Source organism: Corynebacterium sp. UMB6689 (assembly GCF_030215295.1).
GTDB lineage: Bacteria > Actinomycetota > Actinomycetes > Mycobacteriales > Mycobacteriaceae > Corynebacterium > Corynebacterium aurimucosum.
The window spans coordinates 129,384-155,456 of the sequence record NZ_JASOLS010000001.1; the positions used below are offsets into that span (position 1 = coordinate 129,384).

A 26,073-nucleotide genomic window follows, 5' to 3' on the forward strand; every position below is an offset into this window, starting at 1 on the left:
ACCTCAGCCGAGAATTCCGGCGCCCATCGTCGCCTTGAGATCACCCATGAGGTTGCTGGAGCGCTCCACACGCAGATGTTCGCCGAGGACCATCATGGTGGACTCTTCGCCGTCGACAAGCGTGAGGTACACGTCAGACTCACCCTTGTTGTTGACCAAGACCTGCTTCAGCCGCGCAATGTTGTCCATGGTGCACTGATCCGTGCGCATGGTCAGGCGCAGCGGCAGACCGGCACCGTTACCCGGCCCCAAATCGGGAACGCGGATATCGGAGCAGAACAGGGACATGCGCTCATCGCGGATCTTCACCTGGACCTTGGCCAGGATGATGTTGTCTTCAGCGATCTGCGGGGCTACCAGCGAGTACACCTGGTTGAACACGAGGATATCCACCTGGGCGCCGTTATGGTCTTCGATGCTCACGATGGCCCAGGGCGAGCCATCGCGCTTGGAAAAGCGCCTGTCAACGCCCGAGATAATGCCGCCAATCACGAGCTCCTGGCCATTGCCCACTTCGCCGTTGAGGATCTTGGTAATTGGGGTATCCGTCTGCGCATTCAGTGCTTCCTCGAAACCATCAAGCGGGTGGCCAGACACGTACAGGCCGAGCATCTCCCTTTCCAGAGCCAGCTCGTGTTTACGGTCCCAGTTCTCCTCCGGGATATCGATGGCAAAAGCAGAAACAGAGTCACCCTGTTCATCCCCGCCTCCGAAGCCAGCGAAGAGGTCGAATTGCCCCTTGTCGGCTGCCTTTTTGGTCGTCTGCACCGAATCCACGGCGTCTTCATGAATAAGCATGAGGCCTTTGCGTGGGTGCTCCAGGGAATCGAAAGCACCAGCCTTAATGAGGGATTCGGTGACACGCTTCGAACAGGCCGCCAGCTCAATCTTGTCCAGATAGTCGGAGAAGGATGTGAAAGCCCCTTTCTCCCGGCGGGTCTTCACGATGGAATCCACCACTTCCCCGCCGACGTTGCGGATAGCGCCCATGCCGAAACGAATATCTTCGCCGACAGCCTGGAAGGTCTCCACCGACTCATTAACGTCCGGTGAGAGCACGCGGATGCCCAGGTGGCGGCAGTCAGCCAGGTAGATAGCGGACTTGTCCTTCTTATCACCCACCGAGGTCAACAGTGCGGCCATGTATTCCGGCGCATAGTAGGCCTTGAGGTAGGCCGTCCAGAAGGACACCAAACCATAACCCGCGGCATGGGACTTGTTGAACGCGTAGGAGGCGAAGGGCTCAATGGTGCCCCACAGAGCATCCATTGCTTCCTTGGAGTAGCCATTGTCCTTCATGCCGCCCCAGAACTTGTCATACTGCTGGGCCAGCACTTCTGGCTTCTTCTTACCCATGGCTTTACGGAAGCCATCTGCCTCGCCGGCGGTGTAGTTTGCCACTTTCTGCGAGATACGCATGATCTGCTCTTGGTACACGATAAGACCGTAAGTCTCATCGAGGATTTCCTTGAGCGGCTCCTCCAGCTCGGGGTGAATTGGGGTAATTTCCTTGCGGCCGTTCTTGCGGTCCGCATAATCCCAGTGCGCGTTCACACCCATCGGGCCCGGGCGGTAGAGCGCCAGTGACGCCACGATGTCCTTAAAGCCCGTTGGCTTCATGCGCTTGAGCAGCTCCTGCATGCCGCCCGAGTCGAGCTGGAACACGCCCAACGTATCGCCGCGCGACAGCAGGTCATAGACCTTTGAGGCATTCGGGTCGTCGGCATGGAGGTCTTCTAGGTGGACTTCCTCGCCGCGGTTTTTCTTGATGTTTTCCAGGCAGTCACCGATCACGGTGAGGTTGCGCAGTCCCAAGAAGTCCATCTTCAGCAGGCCGATGGCCTCACAGGCCGGGTAGTCCCAGCCGGTGATGTAGGCGCCGTCGGCTGGGCGCTTCCACATCGGGATGTGGTCCATGAGCCGGACCGAGGCCATAATCACCGCGCAGGCATGCACGCCGGCCTGACGGACCACGCCCTCGAGGCCGCGGGCGGTCTCATAGATCTTCTTGACGTCCGGGTCAGTCTCAATCATCTGCCGGACCTCGGCCGCCTCCGAATAGCGCTCGTGCTCTGGGTCCGTGATGCCGGCGAGCGGGATGTCCTTGGCCATGATCGCGGGTGGCAGGGCGCCGTTGATGCGGTCCGCCATCTGGAAGCCCGGCTGGCCAAAGTGCACCTTGGCGGAGTCCTTAATGGCCTGCTTGGTCTTCACGGTACCGAAGGTGATCACCTGGGCAACCTTGTCCTCGCCCCACCGCTCGGCGGCGTAGGTAATCATCTCGCCGCGGCGGCGATCATCGAAGTCGATATCGATATCCGGTGCGGACGGACGCTCCGGGTTCAAGAATCGCTCGAAGAGCAGGCCATGCTCGATGGGGTCAATGTTGGTAATCGTCAGCGCGTAGGCCACGAGCGCACCGGCCGCCGAACCACGGCCCGGACCAACGCGAATGCCGATGGAGCGCGCGTGCTTGATGAGCTCGGCCACGATGAGGAAGTAGGAAGGGTAGCCCTTCATATCGATGACGCTGATCTCGTACTCAGCACGGTCGATGTACTCCTGCGGCACATCCCCACCGTTGAAGCGATCCTTCAGGCCTTCCATGACCTCGTGGGTCAGCCAGGAGGTTGGGGTGTAGCCCTCGGGGACGTCGGCAATCGGCATGCGGTCGTGGGTGTGCTCTTCCCAAATCGCGCCATAGTCCTGCACGCGCTCGGCAATCCACAGGGTGTTATCGCAGGCCTCCGGCACCATGTGGTCCCACAGCTCACGCATCTGCGCAGCAGTCTTGATGTAGTAGCCGGTGCCGTCGAACTTGAAACGGTCCGGGTCCATGAAGGTCTTGCCGGTCTGCACGCAGAGCATGGCCTCGTGGGAAGGCGCCTGGGATTCCAGCACGTAGTGGCAGTCATTGGTCACCAACGGCGGCAGATCCAGCTTGCGGCCGATCTCCAGCAGACCGTCACGCGTGCGCTTCTCAATGTCCAGCCCATGGTCCATGAGCTCTAGGAAGAAGTTGTCCTTGCCATAAATGTCCTGCCACATGGCAGCAGCTTCGAGCGCCTCGTTGAACTGGCCCAGGCGCAGGCGGGTCTGTACGTCACCGGATGGGCAGCCGGTGGTCGCGATGATGCCCTCGGCGTGCTCGGCAATGAGCTCTGCATCCATACGCGGCCACTTACCTAGCTGACCCTCGTAGGAGGCCAAAGAGGACAGCTTGAACAGGTTGCGCAGCCCGGTCTCGTTCTCCGCCAGCATGGTCTGGTGGAGGTAGGCACCGGAGGCAGAGACGTCATCGCGCTTCTGGTCCGGGGTTCCCCACAGCACGCGCTTCTTGTTGAAGCGCGATTCCGGCGCCAGGTAGGCCTCGATGCCGATGATGGGCTTCACGCCAGCACTAGTCATCCTTTGGTAAAAAGCATTGGAGCCGTACATGTTGCCGTGGTCAGTCATGCCCACCGCCGGCATACCTTGGCGGACCACCTCATCAGCCAACATATCCACCTTGGCCATGCCATCCAGCATGGAGAACTCGGTGTGGTTGTGCAGATGGACGAAGGAGGAGTTTTTGGCCATGCGGCTCATCTTAGCGGGGACGTCAAACTTCGCCCGTAGGTCCTCGTTAAGGTACATTTTCTTAAATGTTCTACACCATTGCTGCCTATCTCATGTGGGGTTTCTTCCCAGCGTTCTTCCCGCTGCTGCGCCCCGCCAGCCCGTTTGAGATTTTGGCCCACCGCATCGTGTGGACCGCCGTTCTCGTCACCGCAGTGTTGCTGGTGACAGGTGGCTGGCGCGAGCTGAAAGCGTTCAGCCTGCGCACTTGGGGGTGGATGTTTGCCTGTGGCGTGGCCATCACCATCAACTGGGGCACCTATGTCATCGCCATCAACAGCGATCACGTGGCCGATGCCGCACTGGGCTATTTCATCAACCCTCTCGTCTCCGTGGCCCTCGGCATTATTTTCCTCAAGGAGAAGCTGACGAAGGCGCAGGTGGCGTCGGTCAGCATCGCCTTCATCGCAGTGTTGTGGCTGACCTTCATGACCGGTCAGGCCCCCTATTATTCGCTGGCTTTGGCCTTCAGCTTCGGAATCTATGGTTTGCTCAAGAAACGCATCACGGTTTCCTCGATGGGCTCTGTGGCCGCGGAAACCTTGGTCATGCTCCCCTTCGCGCTGATCTACCTGGGCTACCTCCAGGCACAGGGCGAATCCACCTTCACTACCGAAGGGCCCGGGCACATCGCACTGCTGGTTACCTCCGGCCTCGTCACCGCCCTGCCGCTGCTGTGTTTCGCCCAGGGCGCTAAGCACCTGCGTCTGTCTACCCTCGGCATGCTGCAGTACATGACCCCCATCATGCAGATGCTGTGGGCGCTGTTTGTCACCCAGGAACACATGTCCACGGAACGCTGGATCGGCTTCGCCATCATCTGGGTAGCGGTCATCATTTACCTGGCGGACTTGGTGCGCATGGGCCGCGCTTCTCGACGCCGCGCCCGCCTCCACCCCGCAGAGAAAACAACCCCCAGCCGGGACTAGCGGCGCTTCAGCTCGTCGCGCGCCTCCCGAGCCCGGGCACGCCGGGCGGATTCCTCGCGCGCGTTGAGCGCCCACCGCGGCATGAGGATGGCCATGGCGATGCAGTAGATGGCCACCACGATGAGAATGCCGAAGGCGAGCTTGTCTGCTCCCCAGACCCCTTGCGCGATGGCGGCCCCAGAGGCGATGAACGCGCCCGCCCACATCAAGAGGTAGGCAAAGCGGTAGTTCGGTGGCCACTCGGAGGTGTTGGGAAATAGGCGCATGTCTTCTCCTTGGTTGTTCTATCGGTAGCTGTTCTAGCGGTTCTCATTCTGTCCGACGTTGGCGGGCGGGCGCACGCCGAAGGAGCCCCATGCGGCATCCTCGGGCGCGACCTCCACGGTATCGACCCGTGGGTCGGAGGCGAGGGCGCGCAACTGACTCCCATCGGAATACACCACGACGGCGTCGACCTCCGATGGTGCCTCCTCCCCTATGTCACGGGCATGGTCGGACACGCGGGACAGGACGGTATCGAGGACGTCGACGCGCGTGGCGCCAGTGACAGGTTCGGGAACTGCAATGGGGGCGGCCAGCCCGATCACGATGGCATCCATGCGCTGGATTGGTCTCAGCGCATCGGAGACCTCCTGTGCGCTCAGCGCCTCGCTAAAACCCACCAGGGCATAGGCTGGCTCGTCCGCCTGCGCTAGTGAGGCCTCCGCGCGTTCGCGATATTCAGCAGCAGTCTCGGTTCCATCCGGCCCCAGCTGGTCTCCTTGCAGCGCCGTGCGGGGCTGGGCGCCAAGGAGGCCGAAAGCGAGAACCACCACCAGCGCCAGCACCGCCAACAGCACCAGCGCCGCGGCCCGGCGGCGCCGATAGATGCGCTGGCGCGTGCTCCGCTGCGGGCTCATCCGCGCAAAACCTCCACGGCGTGCTTCAGGTCCTCGGGATAAGGTGCGGTGCATTCAAACCACCTGCCAGTACCCGGGTGGGTAAATCCGAGCTTTACCGCATGCAGCCACTGGCGGTTAAGCCCCACGCGCTTGGCCAGGTTCGGGTCACAGCCATACATCGGATCACCCACACAGGGATGCCCGGTGGCGGACATGTGGACGCGGATCTGGTGGGTTCGGCCGGTCTCCAAATGAACTTCGAGGAGGCTAGCCTCGCGGAAGGCCTCCAGCAGCTTGTAATGTGTCACCGCCGGTTTGCCGTCATCGACGACCCCAAATTTCCAGCCCGCCGAAGGATGACGGCCAATGGGTGCATCAATGGTCCCCACGATGGGATCCGGCAAGCCTTGGACCACGGCGTGATAGGTCTTCTTCACGGTGCGCTCGCGGAAGGCGTTCTTGAGTTGGGAGTAGGCACGCTCACTGGCGGCCACCACCATGACGCCGGAGGTTCCCACGTCGAGGCGGTGGACAATGCCCTTGCGTTCGGTAGGGCCGGCGTCGGCAAGCGCATAGCCCGCCGCCCGCAGCCCGCCAATGACGGTGGGGCCATCCCAGCCCAACGTCGGGTGCGCGGCCACCCCCACCGGTTTGAACACACAGATGACGTCCTCGTCGACATAGAGGACATCCATGCCCTCCACCAGCTCCTCCTTGGGGACAAGTGGTTCCTCAGGCGCCGGCATCATGACGTCGATCCACCCGCCGGCGTTTAAGCGCTCGGACTTGCCCACTGCCTCGCCGTCGATTTCCACGTCACCCGCCGTGCACAACTGGGCCACTCGGGCGCGGGAAATACCCAGGAGCTTGGCCAAGGCAGCGTCCACGCGCATGCCATCGAGGCCCTCGGGTACCGGCAACCTACGGCTTTCGCGCATTACACTCCCCCCGCTTCCTGCTCTTCCGACTTCTCATTCATCTCTGAGTAGAACATCGCGATGATGAAAACCACCACGCCACAGGTGATTGCCGCGTCCGCGATATTGAACACGGCGAAGCTGCCCACGGAGATATAATCCACGACGTGGCCGAACCAGACCCCTGGCTCACGGACCAGACGGTCGATGAAATTGCCCAGCGCGCCGCCAGCGATCATTGCCAGCCCGATGGCCTGCCACTTGTCGTGGATACGCGGAGCGGCGATGGCCACGCCAACGATGAAGGCCAATTGGATTGTGGTAAACAGCCACGTCGAGCCCTCCCCTCCCATGGAGAAGGCAGCGCCGGGGTTAAACAAAAGGTAGAAGCGGAACCAGTCACCGAACACCGGTAAGGCTTCACCTTCGGTGAGGATGGACAGCATCAGCGCCTTCACGGCTTGGTCGACGGCGGCCACACCGAGCACCACCGCAACCATCACTCCGATATAACTCCTTGCTTTCACCCGTTCCATTCTAAACAGGCTCATCCGGTAATTTGGAATGCGTGTTTCGTGTGAGAGCTCTAGCAGTCCTGTCCGCCACCGTCCTAGGAGTAAGCGGCGCGCTCGCCGGCTGTTCCTATTCCCAGCCGTCCAAGCCAGTCGAAGAACCGGTCGGCTTGGCCCTCGACGCCCCGCGCGTTACCCTCCTAGAACCGGGTGACGGCGCCGGCCGTGTCCTGGTGTACAAGGATCTCGATGCCACGCAGGAGCTGACCTATGAGGTCGCCACGGGTTTCGACCAGCAGCTGCGCAAAGATGGCAGCGCTGCCCCTTCGCCGGCGACCGAGGATACGGTCACTCTTCCGCTGCAGGCTTCGGTGGAAGCTGCCACCGAGAACGTCGAAGGCCAGCTTCCGGCGAGCCGCAACGCCTTCGTCACCGTGGGCAAGCCCGAGGCTGACGGCACGGATGTCTCCTCCGCCGAGGGTTTCCAGTTTGGGTGGCGTGGTACGGATACCGGACAGATGAATTCTCTGCGCCTAGCGGCCCCTCAGGCAGCAACCGATCAGGCCCGCAGCACAGTCGAGCGCGCTATCACCAGCCTGACCTCCCTGCCCATCGTCTTCCCAGATGAGGAAATCGGCCCCGGCGCGACATGGATGGTGGAATCGCGCGTCACTGGCGAATCCACGCTGCTGCAAACCACGACATATACCTTGGACAAGCTGGACGGGGATACCGCCACCCTCAGCGTCAAGGTGGAGCAGCGTCCTTCCCTGGGCGCGCTGTCCTTTGACGGTGCCGACGCCCCCGAGGAACTGCAGGGCAAAGAACTCAAGGTGCTCGATCACACCTCCACCTCGGAAGGCTCGGTCACAGTTGATCTGACCAAGCCGCTTCCCACCGCCGGCGATGTCTCTGTGACCACCGCCATTTCTTATGGTGCGGAAGGCTCCGATCTTCGCGTGGTGCAGACCAGCGCCACCGAAATGGAGTTCACAACCGACTAGCTAGCGCGCTCAGCGCCTATGCCGCTGCACGCGGCAGCCGCGTCACGGGTTTCCAGACAACACAGCGCCCACCACCTGACTGGCAGAAGAGCCAGTGGGTGGTGGGCGCTGAGGTTTTTGTCGGCCGAGCTTACTGAGCTGGGGCCTCAGCGGGAGCCTCAGCGTCCTCTGCAGGCACCTCGGCAGGGGCCTGCTCGGCTGGCACTTCCTCGCCTTCAGCGGGGGCGTCGGCAGGCGCCGCTGCGTCTTCCGGCACGGAATCGGCGCACATCTCCGGAACCTCTTCCGGCGGGACGATGTTGGTGACCAAAACACAAGCCCAGGTCTTAGACAGCTTCCATGTACCACTCTCGTTGATGAACTCCACCTGGTCGGCGGTCTGCTGCTGACCATCCGGGGTATTGATGTGGACGGTCGCCAGCGCGGAATCCGGCACGAGGCCCGGAATGACCGGGGCCACGACCTCGAAGGTGGCACCGGACTCGGCCTGGGACTGCGACATGACGTCGAAAAGCTCCGGCGCCGTCTCGCTACCCTGGACCAGCTGCACCTTCTCTTCCTGGGGAAGGTTCGGGTCCGCGGCCTTGGACAGAATCTCGTTGAGCTGCTCCACAGTGGGCATCTCGGTGGAGACAACCTGCGAGGCGGAGGTTTCACCCGAAGGCTTGGCGGCGGTGCTGCTCTCGCTCGCAGCATCCTCAGAAGACGAGCAGGCGGACAGGGCAGTCGCGGCGCCCAGAGCCAGGACGGCGGCGCTCAGCTTGAAGGATTTCACAAATACTCCTCACGTAGGGGATCGTGGTTTATCCTTTTTACTTTAGCGTCCGTGAACCCAGCCCTGGGTTTCCCGCGCAGGTGCGTGGCTGTAGTAGCCTGCTGGCATGACCTTTGCCCTCATCGCCACCGGTGGCACCATCGCTTGTACGACGGTCCGTGACGGTTCCCTAGTCCCCACCGTTAGCGGCCAGCAACTGGCCGCTTCTCTGGGCACTGACGGCGGCACGCACGACATTGAGGTGGTGGAATTCCGCGCGCTAGATTCCAGCTCAATTACGTTGGCCGACCTCGATGAGCTCCTGTTGTGCGTTCGCGAACAGCTCTCCCGCCCAGACATCGACGGCGTCCTCATCACGCACGGCACCGATTCCATGGAGGAAACCGCGCTGGCCTTGTCCCTTTTTGACTTGGGCGATGGCCCTATCGTGCTCACCGGCGCCCAGCGCGCCTTCGACCACCCGGCCGGTGATGGCCCGCGCAACCTGCGCGAGGCCTATGGGCTTCTGCGCTCCGGCAAGCCGGGCGTGTGGGTGCAGTTCGGCGGCAAGACTATCCCTGGGCGCGGTGCGCGCAAGTGGCATACTTCGCAGTTCAACGGCTTTGAGGAATTGCCGGTGGGAGACTCCACCTTAGCGCCCCTCCCCCTAGCGCCCTTGGCCAATCACCCCGTTGAGATCATCGCGGCCTACCCGGGGGCATCAGCCGAGCTTGTCGACGCCTCCCTTAAACACGCCTCCGGCCTCGTCATCGAGGCGATGGGTTCGGGAAACATGGGCGCGGAGATGGGTGCCGGGGTGACCCGCGCGCTGCAGGCGGGCGTGCCCGTGGTGATCAGCACCCGAACTCCCTACGGGAATACCAAGCTGGCCTATGGCGGCGCTGGCGGTGGCGCCACCTTGGGCGAGATGGGCGCGGTGGCCGCCGGCGGATTCCGCGCCGGGCAGGCCCGCATTATGCTTGCTGCGGCACTTGCTACAGGCACGCCGGTGGCAGAGATGTTTAGTAAGGCACCAACCAGCACGGCCTATACCGCGGGCTAATTGTCCTCGCGTGGTGGGGCCTCTACGCCCCCTCGGGGGCGACGTCACCGTCAAGCTCGGCATCATTGTCCGGCAGGACGTCCTCCCAGGCCAAGGAGTCCAGCGGATCGGCTGGGCGGAGCTCTTCATCCTCAGCGGCGAAGGAGCGCACAAACCCCGGGCCCGTAGCGCGGGTTTCAAAGCGCACGCTGACCACTCCGTGGCCCGCACCCTGAATCCAACCGTGGCCGAAGTCGGGGTGATAAACGTCCTGAGTAGCACGCCATTTGCGGCTCGGCGATTCCTCGGAATCTGCAGTGGAGGAGACATCGACTGGGGTGGACGTGCTGCCCGGCAGATAATCGCTGACCCCGGTTTCATAGTCCGTGTCTGGGTCCTGGCGCACGATCTCACGGTCTAGTTCCGGAAAGAGCACGTCTTGGCGGGCCTCCTCCAACCCTGAGTAGCTCACGCCCACCAGCCTGATAGGACCGAGTTCTTCCGGGTAGCGCGCTAAACTCAGCGCTTTGGCTTCGAGCACCTTCAGATCATCTGTCGCATAGGGCAAGGTGGCTGAGCGTGACTCGATGTGAAAGTCCGCCATCCGCAGCTTCACCGTCACCGTGCGCGCGCCGCGACCATCCTTCAACAAACGGGAATGAGCGCCATGCGCCGCGCGAATCAGCGCCGCATCTACCTCTGCCGCCGTGCGCAGATCGGTGGGATAGGTGAACTCGGTGGAGATTTGTTTGGCAATCGCGCGCGGGGCAACTGGACGCTCATCAATCCCTTGGGCAAGCTCCCACAACTGCACACCCACCACACCGCCGAGCGAAATCTCGACTTCCTTGCGGCTCATTGCGGCCAGCTGGCCGATAGTCTCCACTCCGATGGCGGCAAGCTTCTGCTGGGTGACCGGCCCCGCACCCCACAGCTTTCCCACCGGCAGCGGGTGAATGAGCTCCTCGAAGCGCTCTCGTGGAACAACGAAGGTGCCGTCCGGTTTGGCCTCCCCCGAGGCGATCTTCGCGCTCTGCTTTCCCGCACCCGCACCAATAGAGCTGGGAAGGCCCGTCTCCGCTCGAATCACGCGGCGCAGGTTCTCTGCCCACTCACGAACCTCGTCGGCTGACGCACCGACTAGTGCCTCAGGTTCCATGAAGGCCTCGTCGATGGAAAGCTGCTCGATGACCCCAGCGTGCTCCGCAATGATCTCAAATACCCGGCGCGAGGCCGCCGAATAGACTGCTCGGCGAGGTTGCACCACCACGGCACGAAAACCCACGAGCTGCTGCGCGCGGAACATGGGCATGGCGGAATGCGCGCCATAAGCGCGCGCCTCATAGGAAGCACCCGCGACGACCCCGCGGCCGGACGTCCCTCCCACAAGCACCGGACGACCGCGCAGGGTGGGCCGAGTCAGCTGTTCCACCGAGGCATAGAACGCATCCATGTCGATGTGAAGAACCCAGCGCTGCATAACTACAAGTCTAAAACATATATTCGCATCCACAAGGAAGCCCTAGGCAGGCAAAGAGAACTAGCTCTCATGCGCGGCATAAGTGATCTATGCCCCACGATTGGCGCTTGGCGCTAGACACCAAACCCCGCTTGCATGCATCATGTATACATGCAAAAAGACAAGGTACCTGCCGCAGAAAGGGCCTATGAGCACCTCAAGAGCCGCATCATCGATGATGAGGTCGATGACTCGGACATGCTCTCCGAAGCCGCCCTAGCCGCCGAGCTAGGGATGAGCCGAACCCCGGTGCGTGAGGCTTTCCTCCGCTTGGAGGTGGAAGGCTTTTTGAAGCTCTACCCCAAACGTGGCGCGTTGGTCGTGCCGATTAGCCCCCGCGAGATCCGAGAGGTCTACGAGGCCCGTCTCCTCGTGGACGAGAACTCTGCGCGCCACATCTGCGGGCTATCCCCCGAGGAACGTGAACTCATTGCCGATGTCCTCGATGCCACCATCGAGGAACAGAATGCCGCCCTCGACGCTGGCGATCTGGGCACCTATACCCAACTAGACGCTAAGTTTCACCAAACCATCATGGACAACGGCGGCAACCGCCTGCTGGCGCACCTCGGCCACACGCTGCGCGAGCGCCAACAGCGTTTTACCGCCACCGCCATCGGCCGCAGCGTTGAGAAGGCCCGCGCCTTCGTGGCCCAGCACGCAGTGCTTGCCGACGCCCTCCGCACCGGCGACATCGACTCCTACCTGACCGAACTCCATTCCCACCTCAACTCCTCAAGGAAACAACTGTGACTGTCTCCGCGCATTCGAACCCTGCTGTCGAGGCGCCCGCTACCCAAACCGACGCCTGTACAGAAGCCGACACCACTACCGAAAGCTCTGAAGGCACTGAAAGCTCTGCCTGCACAGGGTCGCCCATCCGCTCCCTCGAAGCGCCGCTCCCAAAGCGTGCGTGGTACCCCGTCGCTGGCTCAATGATTGCCGTGGCGTGGGGAGGAAACGAGTTCACCCCGCTGCTGGTGATGTATCGCGAGACCTCCAATTTTTCCCAGGTTACGGTCAATGGGCTCCTCGCCGCCTATGTCGTAGGTATTATCCCCGCCCTGCTGATTGGCGGCCCACTGTCCGATCTGCTTGGCCGCCGCCCCCTGCTGCTCCCCGCGGCACCACTGTCTCTGGCGGGCTCTTTCTTGCTGTCCATCGCCCCCAACGAGCCACTCATCATTGCGCTGGGGCGTGTCCTGTGCGGCATGGCTTTGGGTTTGGTCATGGCCGTGGGCTCAACGTGGATTACAGAGCTCATCACGCGTGCTGGCGGGAACCCGGCGGCAGGCGCCCGCAAAGCGTCCTTGTGCTTGACCGCAGGCTTCCTCGTGGGCGCAGGTATCGCTTCGGTACTCGCCCAGTGGGGACCGTGGCCGACCCACACGGCTTATATCCTCCACATGTTGCTTACGTTACTGACCGCCGTGTGGATCCTGCATACCCCGGAGACCCGCCAGCCCAGCCGGGGCGACGTCAAGACCACAGTCTTGGAGCTTCGGGTGCGCGACATGCTGGAGATGCTGCATATCCCAGCCGTTGCTCACAAGCGTTTCCTGCGCGTCGTCGTCCCCGTGGCCCCGTGGGTATTCGGTTGCGCGGGAGCAGCCTATGCGCTGCTGCCACAGCTCTTGTCCGATTCGGCAGGTGATGCCCCTATCGCTTTCTCCGGCCTGATGACTGTCATCACCCTCGGCTGCGGTGTCGCCGTCCAGGTGTTGGGCCGTCTGGTGGATACCCATCAGTCTGCACGCGCCTCAGCGCTGGCCATGTTCGTCATCACCGTCGGCGCCATCCTCGGGGCCTTCGCCGCTCATTCGCTCTCCCTCCCGCTCGGCATCGCAGCCGCTGCGACGATGGGTGCGGGATACGGCCTAGCTCTCGTCGCCGGCTTGTCTGAAGTCCAGCGCATCGCGGGCGAGCGCGAGCTCGCCGGCCTGACCGCCGTGTACTACTCCATTTCCTACACCGGCTTCTTCATCCCCATGGCCTTCAGCGCGCTTGCACCCTACATAGGTTTCACCGCGTTGTTCAGTATCGGCAGCTTCTTGGCGCTAGTCTGCCTCATCAACGTCATCCTTGCCTGGCGCGCGCACCTGCCCGGCACCCGCCGCTAGCGCAGACCCCCCACAATCACTGCGTCTTCCCGAGACACCCCTACACTCAGGGCAATCTCCCGAACATCCCGTAACCACGGCGTCCTTCCTTAGGCCGCCCTTCGCTTCCTGTGCACAGACGCAAAAAGCTCCGCCTCCCACATCCAGGAAGCGGAGCTTTCCTTCGACCGTTTACGTCGCTGTTGTCGCCTTAGGCCTTAGCCACCGTGGCGGTCACGCCCTTAAGAACATCATGGACGTTCTGGCCAGCACTAGGCGCGAGAGCCTCGGTCGTCACAGCGAAGTCGACAGCGAGCACCTCCGCCGCGATATGCTCGCGGTGCCGGTTGGCCCACTCTTCCTTCTCCGCCGGGACAGACAGGACCACGGTGATGCGGTCGGTGACCACGAAGTCCTCGGCCTTGCGGGCATCCTGCAGACCACGGATGACATCCGCCGCCCAGCCCTCAGCCTCCAGCTCTTCGGTGACGTTGGTATCCAATACCACCAAGCCATCCACGCCGTCCACGCGCGCCGTGGACTCCGGGTTCGCAGCCTTGAGACGTTCCGTGTACTCATCCGGGGTCAAGCGGATGTCGCCGTCAACGATAACCTCCTCGCCGTCACGCTCGTAGTTGCCCGCCTTCAGGTTCTTGATGGCGCGCTGTACGTCCTTGCCCAAGCGCGGGCCCGCCACCTTGGCGTTGCAGACCACCTCGAAGGTGCCAACCTCATCGACGTCATCGGTCAGCTCAACGTCCTTAACGTTGACCTCATCGCGGATGATGTCCTTAAAGTCGGCCAAGCGAGCCGAATCCGGCATCGCCACGGTCAGCTTCGGCAGCGGCAGGCGGTTGCGCAGCTTATTGGACTTGCGCACAGACGACGCCGCCGAAGCCACCGCGCGGGTGGCATCCATGGCGGCCACCAGGTCCGCGTCAGCCGGGTAGTCCTCGGCCTTCGGGTAGGAAGCCAAGTGCACAGAGCGCTCACCGGTCAGGCCGCGGTAGATGACCTCAGCCACGTGCGGCAGCAACGGAGCCACCACGCGAGAGACCGTCTCCAGGACCGTGTACAGGGTGTTGAAGGCCTCCGCGTGGGTCTCCTCGCCCTCCCAGAAGCGGTCGCGGGAGCGGCGCACGTACCAGTTGGTCAAGGCATCCGCGAAGAGACGAACCTCCTCGGTTGCCGTAGCAATATCGGTATTCGCCAGCGCATCATTCGTGTTCTTCACCAAGTCATGCGTCTTGGCCAAGATGTAGCGGTCCAGAACGTTGGTGGAGCTGACATCGAACGTCGCGTCCTGGGAAGCGTAGAGCTGCAGGAAGGTGTAGGCATTCCAGATCGGCAGGATGGCCTGGCGCACGCCCTCACGGATGCCCTGCTCGGTGACGATGAGGTTGCCACCGCGCAAGATCGGCGAGGACATGAGGAACCAGCGCATGGCATCCGAACCATCGCGGTCAAAGACCTCGTTGACGTTCGGGTAATTACCCTTGGACTTGGACATCTTCAGGCCGTCATTGCCCAGAACGATGCCGTGGGCCACAACCTTCTTGTAGGCCGGGCGGTCAAAGAGCGCGGTGGACAGCGCATGCATGACGTAGAACCAGCCGCGGGTCTGGCCGGAGTACTCCACGATGAAGTCCGACGGCGAGTGGCTCTCAAACCACTCCTTGTTCTCAAACGGGTAGTGCTTCTGTGCGAAGGGCATGGAACCAGACTCAAACCAGCAATCCAACACATCCGGCACGCGGCGCATCGTGGACTTGCCCGTCGGATCATCCGGGTTCGGGCGGGTCAGCTCATCGATGTGCGGGCGGTGCAGGCTGGTAGGACGCACGCCGAAGTCACGCTCCAGCTCATCCAGAGAGCCGTAGACATCCACGCGCGGGTACTCCGGGTCATCGGAGATCCACGCCGGGATCGGAGCGCCCCAGTAGCGGGTACGGGAGATGTTCCAATCACGAGCGCCCTCCAGCCACTTGCCGAACTGGCCGTCGCGGATGTGCTCCGGCAGCCACTCGATCTCGTTGTGGTTGAGCTCCACCATGCGGTCACGGAACTCGGTCACCTTGACGAACCATGCTGGCAGAGCCATGTAGATGAGCGGCTCGCCAGAGCGCCAGGAGTGCGGGTAGGAGTGCTCGATGGTCACGTGGCGCACCACGCGGCCAGCTTCCTTCAGGTCCTTGATGATGGGCTTGTTAGCGTCGAAGACCAGCTGGCCCTCGTAGGGTGGCACCTGCGAGGTGAACTTACCGTCCTCATCCACCGGGATGACCAGGCCCACTCCATACTTCTGGCAGGTGAGCATATCGTCCTCACCGAAGGCCGGAGCCTGGTGAACCACGCCGGTACCGTCCTCGGTGGTGACGTAATCTGCGAGCAGCAGCTGGTAGGCGTTCTCGACATCCGGGAAGAAATCGAAGATGGGCTGGTACTTGAAGCCCTCTAGCTCAGCGCCCTTGAACGTCTTGAGAACTTCCGCCTCACCCAGCTCCTTGGCCAGGGTGCCGGTGAGCGCTTCGGCCATGATGAAGGTGCGACCAGCAAAGTTGCCCTCGGTGGCCTTGAACAAGACGTAGTCGACCTCCGGGTGGACCGCCAGCGCCAGGTTGGACGGCAGGGTCCAGGGGGTGGTGGTCCAGGCGAGGAAGGAGGCATCGGCAAGCTCGGCGTTATCCGCCAACGTCTTCTGCGCTGCGCTTCCCTCCACAGCGCCAGCTACCGGGAAGGTTACCGTCAGGGTCGGGTCCTGGCGCATCTTGTAGGAATCATCCAGGCGCGTCTCCTGGTTCGACAGCGAGGTGTGCTCAGCCCAGGAATACGGCAGAACCCTAAAGCCCTGGTAGATCAGGCCCTTGTCATAGAGCTCCTTAAACGCCCACATCACGGACTCCATGTAGTTCAAGTCCATGGTCTTGTAACCGTTCTCGAAGTCCACCCAGCGGGCCTGGCGGTTAACGTACTCTTCCCACTCATCGGTGTACTCAAGGACGGACTTGGCGCAGTACTCGTTGAACTTCTCCAAGCCCATCTCCTCGATCTGGGCCTTATCGGTGATGCCGAGCTGTTTTTCTGCCTCCAGCTCCGCCGGCAGACCGTGGGTGTCCCAGCCGAAGACGCGCGGGACGTGGTTGCCGGCCATGGTGCGGTAGCGCGGGACGATGTCCTTGACGTAACCGGTCAACAGGTGACCGTAGTGCGGCAGGCCGTTGGCAAACGGAGGGCCATCATAAAAGACGTACTCGGGGCAGCCCTCGGTTTGCTCGAGGCTGGCTTTAAAGGTGTCGTCGCCCTTCCAGTACTTCTGGACTTCCTGCTCCATATCGGGGAAACGGGAAGACCCAGCAGTCATATCGACTTTGGGATAAACACTGCCGACGTTCGCGGGGTTATTACTCATCTAAAAATTCCTTCACTCGTTCGCTGTGGCGGGGACGCGCCTTGCGGCTCGCGGTACCACCCCGCTTGGGCACCGAGGCGCCCCGCTTCGTTGATGTGAAGGAGATGACGGTCCCTACCCGCCCGGTTCTAATAATGCTCCGCTAAGCGCAAAGCACGTTCTTCCGGAATGCTCCCCGGTGATAGCCGGCTCACTGCATATGCCTAAAAGTATAGCGAGGCGGTCAAGTTTTCACAGGCCCAGGTTCCCGAAAGCCTCAAAATAGAAACGCCAGTACATAAAAGAGGCACCTGAGATAAGGTTTTCCACAGGAACATTTTTTCTAATGCGCGCAGGTCATAAGGTGCTTTAAGCTCCACAAATATGAACGCGCTACAGACTTTCCTCAACGCACTCGGGGCCGGCATCGATGTCGTCGCCGGGTGCGAAGGCATGTCTGAAGCAGACCTCATCGCTGTCGGCTCCCCAGACAAAACCGCGGCGCAATTGGTGCGCTTGCACACGAGCTTCTTTGGCAAGACCTCCATGACGCGGATGCAACGCGACGCGGTGAAAGCTGCGCGCCAACGCGGCCACTCTCTACCGACACTGGAGGTCATCGACCGCTATGCCCGCAAAGCCAAAACCCAAGCACTGGGCTGGAAACTGCGTCTAGAACTCTGCCGGACGAGCGCCGATACCCTCGCGATGGAAACACTGGCGAAAAAGAAGCTCAAGGAGCACTCGGCACCATCCACGCCGAAAGAGGGCGTGGCTGTTTACCGCCGCCGCAATGCACCGTGGACGATGGCGATAACAGGTCCCTCGCACCTGATTGCAGAGCTTAGCGACGCCATCGACCGCGAACGCCCCCTCGAGTCCATCCGCGAGGCCTTCTTCAAAGGCGCCGCCCCGCGCCGCGGTCTGCAGACTAATATCCTCGTACCACTGGACGCCATGACGAAGATTCTTAACGGTGACGGCGAGGAAATCACCCTCCAAATGACCAATGGTGCCACGATGACCGGCGCGGAATACCTCAACAAAGTCATCGCCGATGAGATCGATAAAGAAGGCGCACTCGCAACCCTTTTCCACCCCTATCACGGACCGGTCAACCTCTACTACGAGGAGCGCTCGGCCAGCATCAAGCAACGCATTATGGGTATGGCCGAGTTCCCAGTCTGCGCGTGGGATAAGTGCATGAAACCGGCCGATGAATGCCAGGTTCACCATCTCATCGCGTGGAAGAACGGCGGGTACACCAACCAAGAAAACTTGGTGATGCTCTGCCCCTATCACAACGCGGTGAACCAAGACGACCCGAATGCGCCGCCGGGCCGTGGCCGCATGGCTCGGGTCGGGGGTAAAGCGAAAAGGACTCACGGCCCTCCCCCACCGCCCACGCCGTTGCAAGCTCCTCCCGGGTTATTCGGCACCCCGGAAAGAAACGACTAGAAGCTACACAACTAGGAGTCTTAGCACAAGCAGCCCTCCACCCAGAACTATTACTGGGCCGAGGGCTACTCGTCGTGCTTGAGATACGCGCGCTACAGGTTTTCTACGAGACCGGGCTACTCGTCGTGCCTGCGGCGGATTTTGATCACGGTGTCTGCGATGAACAGGACAATGCCCACCCCGGCGGAGGCGAAGAGCAGATACAAAGACCACTCAGTGGCAGTGAGGATGTAGTTCACGAAGGCCAAGAAAGCAACAAAGGCCAACAGCAATGCGCCGATAAGCATACGTGCTCCTTCCCCACCAATGACTAAGGGCTCTGTGCTTTACAAAGAATGTATACCTACAAACGTATACCTACATAAAAGAATAACGGCGCCCCCGCAGGGACGCCGTTCATTCACTGATTAATTGTTGGACTTGCCGGCTTCACCGTTAGGAGCAGCGGTGCCGCGGGACTCCAGCTCCTCAAGCTGAGACTGCAGCAGGGTCTTGAGGCGGGTACGGTACTCGCGCTCGAAGGTACGCAGCTCGGAAATGCGAGCCTCCAGAGCGGTCTGCTGCTGCTTGACCGTGTTCATAACCTCGGTGTGCTTCTTCTCGGCATCTGCCTGCAGGGCAGCTGCCTTCTCCTCAGCCTGGCGAATCTGTGCCTCAGCGCGGGACGTTGCGTCAGACTCAGTCTGCTTTGCCTTGTTCTCGGCATCCGCCACCAGCTTCTTGGAGCGGGTATCAGCTTCCTGCAGCTGTGCATCGTAGCGCTTCTGGGCGTCAGCAAGCTGGGCCTTGGAGTGCGAGTCGGCGTCGGCAAGCTGCTTCTCTGCAGCCGTACGAGCCTCAGCGAGCATGGACTCGGAATCAGCCTTAGCCTCACTGGTAAGACGGTCCGCCATCTCCTGAGCGAGACCCAGCACGCGGGCGGCCTGCATGTGGGTATCCGGGGTGGCGAGGCCCTGTTCGTTGGACTGAGCAGCGCCTGCACCAGCCACAGCAGCGGCGGAAGAGGCAGTGGTGGAAGCAGCCGAGTTCTTCTTTACGGACTCCAGCTCCTTCTTGGTGCGCTCCAGCTCCTTCTTGGAGGCCTCGAGCTCGCGCTTGGCGGCAGCAGCTTCTTCGCGAGCAGTCTTAAGCTCCGCGGAGTTGTCCTGTGCCTGAGCAGCCGGTGCCTGGGCGGACTGTGCCTGAGCGGCCTTCGCCTGCTCCTGCGCACGCTTGGTCTCTTCCTTGGCCTTGGCAATCTCGTTCTTGGAGTCAGCCAGCTTTGCTTCGTACTCGGCGCGCAGCTTGGACTCGACTTCCTTACGTACGGCGGCCTCATCGACCTTTGCGGCAGAAGCGCCGCCAGCAGCGGGAGCCGGAGCCTGAGACTTCAGTTCCTCAACCTGGGCGTGGAGATCATCGTTCTCATCCTGCAGCTGAGCAAGAGCATCCTCAACGAGGTCGAGGAACTGATCGACCTCATCCTCGTTGTAGCCACGCTTGCCAATTGGCGGCTTGCTGAAAGCGACGTTGTGTACATCAGCTGGTGACAGTGGCATTGACTTCTCTTCCCCTTACGAATCGGTCAAACCTCTAGAGGGTCCAGAGGCCGGGTACATATGCGGTTAATAATACGGATTGTGGTAACTCATTGTATCCGAATCAACACATTATCTAACGCTGGCACGAGTCTCAACGTTAACAGGAGGGTTTAATACACCCGTTTATTACATTGCAAGCCCATTGGCGCTGAAAAATAGCCAGCCAATAAGTTGCGAAAGGATGGACAAAAGCAGGAACAAAACGATGATGGAAACGTCGAGCGCAATGCCTCCTAGCTGCAGCGGCGGAATAACCTTACGCAGCGCCTTAACTGGCGGGTCAGTGACGACGAAGAGCACCTCGGCAACCATCATGAACCAGCGGGGCGGATTGAATTGGCGCGAGAAAGACTGAATCATCTCGATGACGATGCGCGCCAACAAAACCCACGAGTAAAGACTCACGGCGACGAGCAGAATTGAACCTAAAGCATTCACAGTGCCCGAGCCTATCCGAACCACCCCCGTAGACGGTACTCCCCTGCCCGAGGGTTCGCCCTCGGCGAACAGAGATGGCACCGCGGCAGCCGCACCGCCGCCGAGAATACCGCTCCGCTTAGACCGCTAGGGAAATAGCGAGAAAACCAACAAACCGCCCCATCGCCCCCTCCCCCTTAGCCAACACAGGGGAGAAAAGGCGCTGAAGCGGTTAAAGCGCGAAGCCTTTAGCGCAGGTGCGCTGCACGCTCGAGCTCAACAGTGGAGATATCGGCACCCTTCGGCACGATAGCGAAAACCTTACGGCTGGTGTCCACGCCCTTCGTCAGGTTCTTCATGCGGCCTTCCAGTGCAAAGCAGAGGCCAGCAGCGAAGTCAACGAAGCGCTTTGCGGAGCCGCGATCAGCGTCAGTGAGCTCGAAGACCACTGCATCACCGTCACGGAAGGGGCCGCCAACCTTCGCTGCATCGTCGAAGGAAACGAGCGACAGCGCCACGATAGTCGGGACAAATTCCTCTTCCTGCTTCTCGTAGGAAGGCGCATACGCCGGAGCGCTATAAGCGCGCTCATCTGCGTAATAAGCATCGTCGGCGTCCATGTCCATCGGGCCTAGCCCGAAGAACTCTTTAGTCCTATCAATCAGTGACATTCTGGGTCTCCCTCTGACCTAGTGTGTGCTGTTCATTTGCTGTCTTGTAATGCACTTTTACAATGACAATTAACCTAGCGGGCGCTCTCCCATAATTCCGGTTCCGACACGCACGACATCTGTTCCAGATGCAATCGCCGGCTCCATGTCAGCGCTCATTCCGGCGGACATTTTCAGGTCTCGCCCAAGCTTGGCCGCCACCTCATCCGTCAGCGCCCTCACCTGGGTGAAAACCTCCGCCGGATCGCTCTCCAGCGGTGGAACCACCATGAAGCCACACAGCTGCAGGTTCTCCAGATCTTCGACCAGATCCACCAGAGCGGATACACCCTCTAGCGGACAGCCACCACGCGCGGTATCACCGTCGGCGGAGACCTGAATATAGACCGGAAGCGTGCCCTCACGCTGGCCGCGCTCCTGGGCAAGAGCCACGCCGCGGTCGAGTGCTCTGGCGAGTTTTTCTGAGTCAAGCGAGTGAACACTATGCGCCCACCGGGCCACGTGGTTCGCCTTCTTGGTCTGTACTTGGCCGATCATGTGGAACCGCATCTCGGGCAAGACCTCCGCCTTGGCGCGGGCCTCCTGCTCGCGATTTTCTGCCACATCCGTTACCCCTAGCTCCGCTAGCAGCGCGATGTCTTCGGCCGGGTGAAACTTCGTCACAGGCAGCAGCTGCGGGGCGGGGCGGCCAGCGGCCTCAGCAAAGCGGTGAATATCCGAACGGGTGCGCGCCAGGCCGGCCCGCAATTCTTCGCGGCGCGCGGTGTTGTTATTAGTCATTAATCCTCCAACCAAATCACGCCGGCTTGGCGTCCAGTAACGCCCTCGCGGCGATATGAAAAGAAATCTGTGTCCTCAATCGTGCAGCGTGGGTCCGACTCAATGGCCGTGACTCCCATGCCCATCAGCTGGCGAATCACACCGGCGCGCACGTCGACGCCCCAGGTACCCGACGCCGTGCGGGTCTTGGAGCCGGGCAGGTGCTTCTCGACGTCCTCCGCCATCTGCTCCGGAACCTCATAGTTACGCCCAGAAGCGGCCGGCCCCATAAGCACCTGGATCGACGAAGGGGTAGCCCCCAGCTCAATCATCGCGTTGACCGTGTTCCGAACGATTCCATTGCGCGCGCCCAGACGCCCGGCGTGGGCGGCACCGATGACGCCCGCGGAGACGTCGACAAGCAGCACCGGCGTGCAATCAGCCACGAGCACGCCCAACCCCAGGCGTTTTTCGGTGGTCACCACCGCATCGGTGGCCGGCACGGGCTCCTTCGCCCCGCGGTGTTCGGCGCCCACGACCGTCACGGTATTGGTGTGCAGCTGCTCCATCCACACGATGTCCTCTAATCCCGTTGCTCGGAGAAGTCTCTCGCGATTGGCGGCCACAGCGGCGGGGTCATCGCCGACGTGATCGCCTAAGTTGAAAGAGTCATAGGGGGACGACGACGCCCCGCCAGCACGGGTTGTAAACACCATGCGGACGGGGCGTCGTGCTGCGTGTGCTTCCTCGTTTACTGGCATGCACTCCAGAGTAGCTGGCTGGGACTAGCGCATGAAGGACGGCACGTCGAGATCGTCGTCGCCATCGTCATCGAAGTCACGGCTGTTGCGCTCAGCGGGGCGCGAGAGGCGGTACTCGTCATCGGCACCACGGCGGTACTCTTCGCCACGGAAGCGATCCGAGGTGGTAAACAGTCCGCTCGACGGGGCTGGCTCAGCCGGCTGCTCGCGCTCGTAGGAGTGGCGCGGGGTGTACTCCTCGCGGCCGATGCGCTGGGACTCAGCTCGCTGCGGCTCGGCACGGGTGTACTCTTCGCGCGGGGCCTCGGTGCGCGGCGCGGCGGGGCTCTCAGGCTGTGCTTCAGCACGGTTCTCGAAGAGGGAACCCGGGCGTGCGGCCGGGGTAGCCTCCGAACCTTGCTGCTGTGCCTGGCCAGACTGCGCCGGCTGGGAGGTCATATTGGCCTGCGCGTCGAAGCCGGTGGCGATGATGGTAACGCGGACTTCGTCTCCAAGGTTGTCATCGATGATGGTGCCGAAGATGATGTTGGCGTCCTCGTCGGCACGCTCCTCCACCATGGAGGCAGCCGCGTTGACTTCGTGGAGGCCCAGGTCGGAGCCACCAGCGATAGACAGCAGAACGCCCTTGGCGCCCTCCATGGTGGACTCCAGCAGCGGGGAGTTAATGGCCTGCTCAGCAGCGTTGAGCGCGCGGTTATCCCCGCGAGCAAAACCGATGCCCATGAGGGCGGAACCTGCGTCGGACATGACGGAGCGAACGTCCGCAAAGTCGACGTTGATCATGCCCGGGATGGTGATGAGGTTGGTAATACCCTGCACACCATTGTGCAGGACTTCGTCGGCGGCGCGGAAGGCTTCGACGATAGACAGCTCCTCGCCGCCCAGCTGCATGAGGCGATCATTCGGAATAACGATGAGGGTATCGCAGACCTCGCGCAGCTCTTCGATGCCGGCCATGGCCTGACGGGTGCGGCGCGCGCCCTCGAACTTGAACGGGCGGGTAACGACACCGACGGTCAGAGCGCCCATCTTCTTTGCGATGGAGGCAACGACAGGGGCTGCGCCGGTACCGGTTCCGCCGCCCTCGCCAGCGGTGACGAAGACCATGTCGGAGCCCTGGAGGGCGTCTTCGATTTCGGTCTTGTGATCCTCCGCGGAGGTCTTTCCTACCTCCGGGTTAGCGCCGGCGCCGAGGCCGCGGGTGGCCTCGCGTCCGATGTCGAGCTTGGTATCCGCATCCGAGAAAATCAGCGCCTGGGAATCGGTGTTGATCGCCACGAACTGGACTCCCTTGAGCCCTTCTTCGATCATGCGGTTGACAGCGTTGACACCGCCGCCGCCGACGCCGACGACCTTGATGTCCGCGAGATTGTTGCTAGATGAGATCATACGAGGGTCTCTTGCCTTTCGAATAAGGTTTTAATGTAAACGAGGAGGCGCCTCTTTTCGTGAGAGGCGGTTACATCCATCTTTAACGACAATGGGGTAATTTCGGCGCACATTTTGCCGCGTGTCGGTACCCTCAACCTCTACTTTAGGGTTGCTGACATGCGGTTTTCTTAACAAGCGCCCCACCCGTCCCACTCGCGACGCCCCTAGCGGCGAGTCACCAGCGACGGGTTAGAAATGTTCCAGGATTCGCCCTCAAGCTTGAGCACATCTTCGAAAGCAATCGCCTTGTTTTTATTGTCTTCGGATGCCCCCCAAAAGATGGTTTTCTCATCCTTTGTGTGGAAAGTCAGCGAATACCTGTCTGCGATCTCGAGGGTCGTCACCTTCTCCCGAATCGGCGCGGGGAGGGCTGCAACGGCCTCGACGGCCGCCTGCATCTCTGGGGAGCCGGAGTCTGTGCTACCGGTCAGCTCCACGGCCTCGGGTGGTGCTTCATCTTCCACAAATTCCTTACCGTGATTATCTACCAACACCGTCGTGCCACCATTGCGAACAAAGGCCACTGCCTCATGTTCGGTGATCTCAATGTGCACCGTCGACGGGAATGCCCGCGATACCGTCGCGCTTTCTACCCACGGGAGCGACGCCACGCCCTGCGCGGCCTCGCGAGCATCCAAGCGCGCAAGGTTCGAGCCCTTGGCGACACCACTAGCTTGCTCCACATCCTCAGCAGCAACGTGATCGTTTCCCACCACCTCGAAGGATTTCACCGTGAGGATAGGAAAAAGCCACACTGCGGCTGCAGCGATGACCGCTACAAGTAGCACCACGCCCACCGCGAGCGCCCCAGTCTTTTTAGACATTCGGTTCCTTCGGCTCTTCCGCCTCATCGTTGCGTCCCAGCTCGGACAAAATCTCACCGGCTACGTAGGTAACCGTGCCCGCACCAATCGTGAGGACGATATCACCGGGCTGTGCCAGGGAAATGACATCGCCAGCGGCTTCGGAGAAATCGGGTTCGAAGATGACCGGCATGTCCTCCGGCATCTTATCGGTGATGATGCGGGAGGTAATTCCTTCAACCGGTTGCTCGCGGGCTCCGTAGATGTCGAGGACGACGGCGGCGTCGGCAAGCGCCAAGGCCTGAGCAAACTCTGCGTCGAACTTCATTGTCCGGGAGTACAGATGCGGCTGGAAGCAGGCGATAACACGCGCCCCCTCATCCTCCGCATCCGCCTTCGCACGGGCCGCGTTAAGTACCGCGGATACCTCCGTAGGGTGGTGCGCATAATCGTCGAAGACGCGGATTCCGCGCTCGCTGCCGCGGTACTCGAAGCGGCGGCGCACGCCCGTAAAGTCGGTCAGGCCCGCGGCCAGTTCCGCTGGGTCTCCGCCGGCCAGCGTGCCGGCCAACAGCGCGGCCGCCGAATTGAGCACCATGTGATGCCCGGGGACGTGCAAGTCATAAGACAACTCCTGCGGCACCTGCCCCGGCAGGGCCAAGCGAACGCGGACGTGCGCGCCGGCGGCGGAGACGGTTTCCTCCAGAATCTCCGCTGCGAGGGGCACGGAAGACTCTTCGCCTACCACACTGCGTGCGCCGTAACCCAGCACCTGAATACCACGCTGTGCTGCGCGTTCGCCGGTAGCGGCCGCCTGAGCGTCTTCAAGGCAAACTACCAAGTAGCCGCCCTCAACAACGCGGTCTGCAAAATCATCGAAGACCTGAAAGTAGCTTTCCGCGGTGCCGAAATAATCCAGGTGATCCGGCTCGATATTGGTAATCACCGCCACGTAGGGGCTGTAGCGCAGTAGTGAAGCATCGGATTCATCGGCTTCTGCAACGAAAGCATCACCCGTGCCGCCGTGCGCGTTGGTTCCGGCACGGTTGAGCTGGCCACCGATGGCGAAGGAGGGGTCGAGGCCCGCCTGCTGCAGCGCGGACACCGCCATGGAGGTAGTCGAAGTTTTTCCATGAGTACCAGCCAGCAGGACCTGGCGGTGGCCGTACATCAGCTCAGCCAGCAGATCTGAACGGCGTATGACCGGGATTCCGGCCTCGCGCGCAGCAGTGAGCTCGGGATTGTCGTGTGGGATGGCGGCGAAGGAAGTCACGACCACGGTTGGCTTATCACCAGCCAGGTCAAGATTTTCAGCGGCATGGCCGATGGCGATGTGCGCACCCATCGCGCGGAGGACGTCGACAGCCGTCGATTTCTTAACGTCCGAGCCGGTGACGACCGCGCCCCGACTAACCAGAATGCGTGCGAGACCGGACATGCCGGAGCCGCCGATACCGACGAAGTGGACGCGGGACAGGTCCGTGGTGGCAGGGGTATCAGTCATGGTGAAAAATCCTTCTTTCATTAACC

General features: G+C 61.6%; 23 protein-coding genes. 6 read left to right on the forward strand and 17 right to left on the reverse strand.

Annotation, left to right across the window (positions count from 1 at the left end; all coding sequences use genetic code 11):
- Positions 1-3 precede the first annotated feature (3 nt).
- Positions 4-3,579, reverse strand: coding sequence for a DNA polymerase III subunit alpha (dnaE, locus tag QP363_RS00615; RefSeq protein ID WP_070719539.1), 3,576 nt, complete (start codon positions 3,577-3,579; stop codon positions 4-6).
- A 65-nt stretch (positions 3,580-3,644) separates the two neighbouring features.
- Between dnaE and rarD the strand changes: the two genes are divergently transcribed.
- Positions 3,645-4,547: an EamA family transporter RarD gene (rarD, locus tag QP363_RS00620; RefSeq protein ID WP_070711454.1), complete on the forward strand. Its 903-nt coding sequence runs from the start codon at positions 3,645-3,647 to the stop codon at positions 4,545-4,547.
- Here the strand turns inward: rarD and QP363_RS00625 are convergent.
- From QP363_RS00625 to lspA, 4 genes are read right to left on the reverse strand one after another with little or no spacing between them, the layout of a single operon-like run.
- Positions 4,544-4,813, reverse strand: a complete 270-nt coding sequence (locus QP363_RS00625; protein ID WP_070445357.1) for a permease — start codon at positions 4,811-4,813, stop codon at positions 4,544-4,546. The two genes, rarD and QP363_RS00625, sit on opposite strands and share 4 nt — an antisense overlap.
- Before the next feature lie 33 nt (positions 4,814-4,846).
- Complete coding sequence (locus tag QP363_RS00630; protein ID WP_284761947.1) at positions 4,847-5,446, reverse strand: hypothetical protein; 600 nt, start codon at positions 5,444-5,446, stop codon at positions 4,847-4,849.
- Positions 5,443-6,366, reverse strand: a complete 924-nt coding sequence (locus QP363_RS00635; protein ID WP_070445351.1) for an RluA family pseudouridine synthase — start codon at positions 6,364-6,366, stop codon at positions 5,443-5,445. The genes QP363_RS00630 and QP363_RS00635 overlap by 4 nt, the downstream gene beginning before the upstream one ends.
- Positions 6,366-6,881, reverse strand: a complete 516-nt coding sequence (gene lspA, locus QP363_RS00640; protein WP_284761948.1) for a signal peptidase II — start codon at positions 6,879-6,881, stop codon at positions 6,366-6,368. Before lspA ends, QP363_RS00635 begins: the two co-directional genes overlap by 1 nt.
- A 32-nt stretch (positions 6,882-6,913) precedes the next feature.
- On the opposite strand from lspA, the gene QP363_RS00645 reads away from it, so the two are divergent.
- Positions 6,914-7,861 carry a DUF6263 family protein gene (locus tag QP363_RS00645; protein WP_284761949.1) on the forward strand — a complete coding sequence of 316 codons (948 nt, stop codon included), beginning with the start codon at positions 6,914-6,916 and terminating at the stop codon, positions 7,859-7,861.
- Positions 7,862-7,991: 130 nt separating this feature from the next.
- Here QP363_RS00645 and QP363_RS00650 read toward each other — a convergent pair whose 3' ends face one another.
- Complete coding sequence (locus tag QP363_RS00650) at positions 7,992-8,636, reverse strand: hypothetical protein (protein ID WP_070729797.1); 645 nt, start codon at positions 8,634-8,636, stop codon at positions 7,992-7,994.
- Between the two features lie 106 nt (positions 8,637-8,742).
- Here QP363_RS00650 and QP363_RS00655 point away from each other — a divergent pair, with 106 nt between their 5' ends.
- Positions 8,743-9,678, forward strand: coding sequence for an asparaginase (locus QP363_RS00655; protein WP_284761950.1), 936 nt, complete (start codon positions 8,743-8,745; stop codon positions 9,676-9,678).
- 22 nt (positions 9,679-9,700) lie between these two features.
- Here QP363_RS00655 and QP363_RS00660 read toward each other — a convergent pair whose 3' ends face one another.
- Positions 9,701-11,137, reverse strand: a complete 1,437-nt coding sequence (locus QP363_RS00660) for a DNA polymerase IV (protein ID WP_284761951.1) — start codon at positions 11,135-11,137, stop codon at positions 9,701-9,703.
- Positions 11,138-11,287: 150 nt separating this feature from the next.
- Here QP363_RS00660 and QP363_RS00665 point away from each other — a divergent pair, with 150 nt between their 5' ends.
- Positions 11,288-11,929: a GntR family transcriptional regulator gene (locus QP363_RS00665; protein WP_070719478.1), complete on the forward strand. Its 642-nt coding sequence runs from the start codon at positions 11,288-11,290 to the stop codon at positions 11,927-11,929.
- A 182-nt stretch (positions 11,930-12,111) separates the two neighbouring features.
- On the forward strand, positions 12,112-13,296 hold the full coding sequence (locus tag QP363_RS00670; RefSeq protein ID WP_336620725.1) for an MFS transporter: 1,185 nt from the start codon (positions 12,112-12,114) through the stop codon (positions 13,294-13,296).
- Between the two features lie 190 nt (positions 13,297-13,486).
- Here QP363_RS00670 and ileS read toward each other — a convergent pair whose 3' ends face one another.
- Complete coding sequence (gene ileS, locus QP363_RS00675; protein WP_284761953.1) at positions 13,487-16,684, reverse strand: isoleucine--tRNA ligase; 3,198 nt, start codon at positions 16,682-16,684, stop codon at positions 13,487-13,489.
- 363 nt (positions 16,685-17,047) lie between these two features.
- Here ileS and QP363_RS00680 point away from each other — a divergent pair, with 363 nt between their 5' ends.
- Complete coding sequence (locus QP363_RS00680; RefSeq protein ID WP_284761954.1) at positions 17,048-18,121, forward strand: HNH endonuclease signature motif containing protein; 1,074 nt, start codon at positions 17,048-17,050, stop codon at positions 18,119-18,121.
- Between the two features lie 116 nt (positions 18,122-18,237).
- Here the strand turns inward: QP363_RS00680 and QP363_RS00685 are convergent, their stop codons facing one another.
- The 9 genes from QP363_RS00685 to murC form a co-directional block, all read right to left on the reverse strand.
- Positions 18,238-18,408 (reverse strand): hypothetical protein, encoded by a 171-nt coding sequence (locus tag QP363_RS00685; protein ID WP_284761955.1) that lies wholly within the window; start codon positions 18,406-18,408, stop codon positions 18,238-18,240.
- A 120-nt stretch (positions 18,409-18,528) separates the two neighbouring features.
- Positions 18,529-19,659 carry a DivIVA domain-containing protein gene (locus QP363_RS00690; protein WP_284761956.1) on the reverse strand — a complete coding sequence of 377 codons (1,131 nt, stop codon included), beginning with the start codon at positions 19,657-19,659 and terminating at the stop codon, positions 18,529-18,531.
- Positions 19,660-19,827: 168 nt separating this feature from the next.
- Positions 19,828-20,139 (reverse strand): YggT family protein, encoded by a 312-nt coding sequence (locus QP363_RS00695; protein WP_284761957.1) that lies wholly within the window; start codon positions 20,137-20,139, stop codon positions 19,828-19,830.
- Positions 20,140-20,366: 227 nt separating this feature from the next.
- Entirely contained in the window at positions 20,367-20,789 is a 423-nt protein-coding gene (locus tag QP363_RS00700; protein WP_012715146.1) for a cell division protein SepF, read from the reverse strand.
- A 69-nt stretch (positions 20,790-20,858) separates the two neighbouring features.
- Complete coding sequence (locus tag QP363_RS00705; protein WP_284761958.1) at positions 20,859-21,569, reverse strand: YggS family pyridoxal phosphate-dependent enzyme; 711 nt, start codon at positions 21,567-21,569, stop codon at positions 20,859-20,861.
- Complete coding sequence (gene pgeF, locus QP363_RS00710) at positions 21,569-22,309, reverse strand: peptidoglycan editing factor PgeF (RefSeq protein WP_070719483.1); 741 nt, start codon at positions 22,307-22,309, stop codon at positions 21,569-21,571. The genes QP363_RS00705 and pgeF overlap by 1 nt, the downstream gene beginning before the upstream one ends.
- A gap of 24 nt (positions 22,310-22,333) precedes the next feature.
- Complete coding sequence (gene ftsZ / locus QP363_RS00715) at positions 22,334-23,698, reverse strand: cell division protein FtsZ (RefSeq protein ID WP_070445299.1); 1,365 nt, start codon at positions 23,696-23,698, stop codon at positions 22,334-22,336.
- Positions 23,699-23,904: 206 nt separating this feature from the next.
- Positions 23,905-24,564 carry a cell division protein FtsQ/DivIB gene (locus QP363_RS00720; protein ID WP_083276441.1) on the reverse strand — a complete coding sequence of 220 codons (660 nt, stop codon included), beginning with the start codon at positions 24,562-24,564 and terminating at the stop codon, positions 23,905-23,907.
- Complete coding sequence (gene murC, locus QP363_RS00725) at positions 24,557-26,047, reverse strand: UDP-N-acetylmuramate--L-alanine ligase (protein ID WP_201827792.1); 1,491 nt, start codon at positions 26,045-26,047, stop codon at positions 24,557-24,559. Before murC ends, QP363_RS00720 begins: the two co-directional genes overlap by 8 nt.
- Positions 26,048-26,073 lie beyond the last annotated feature (26 nt).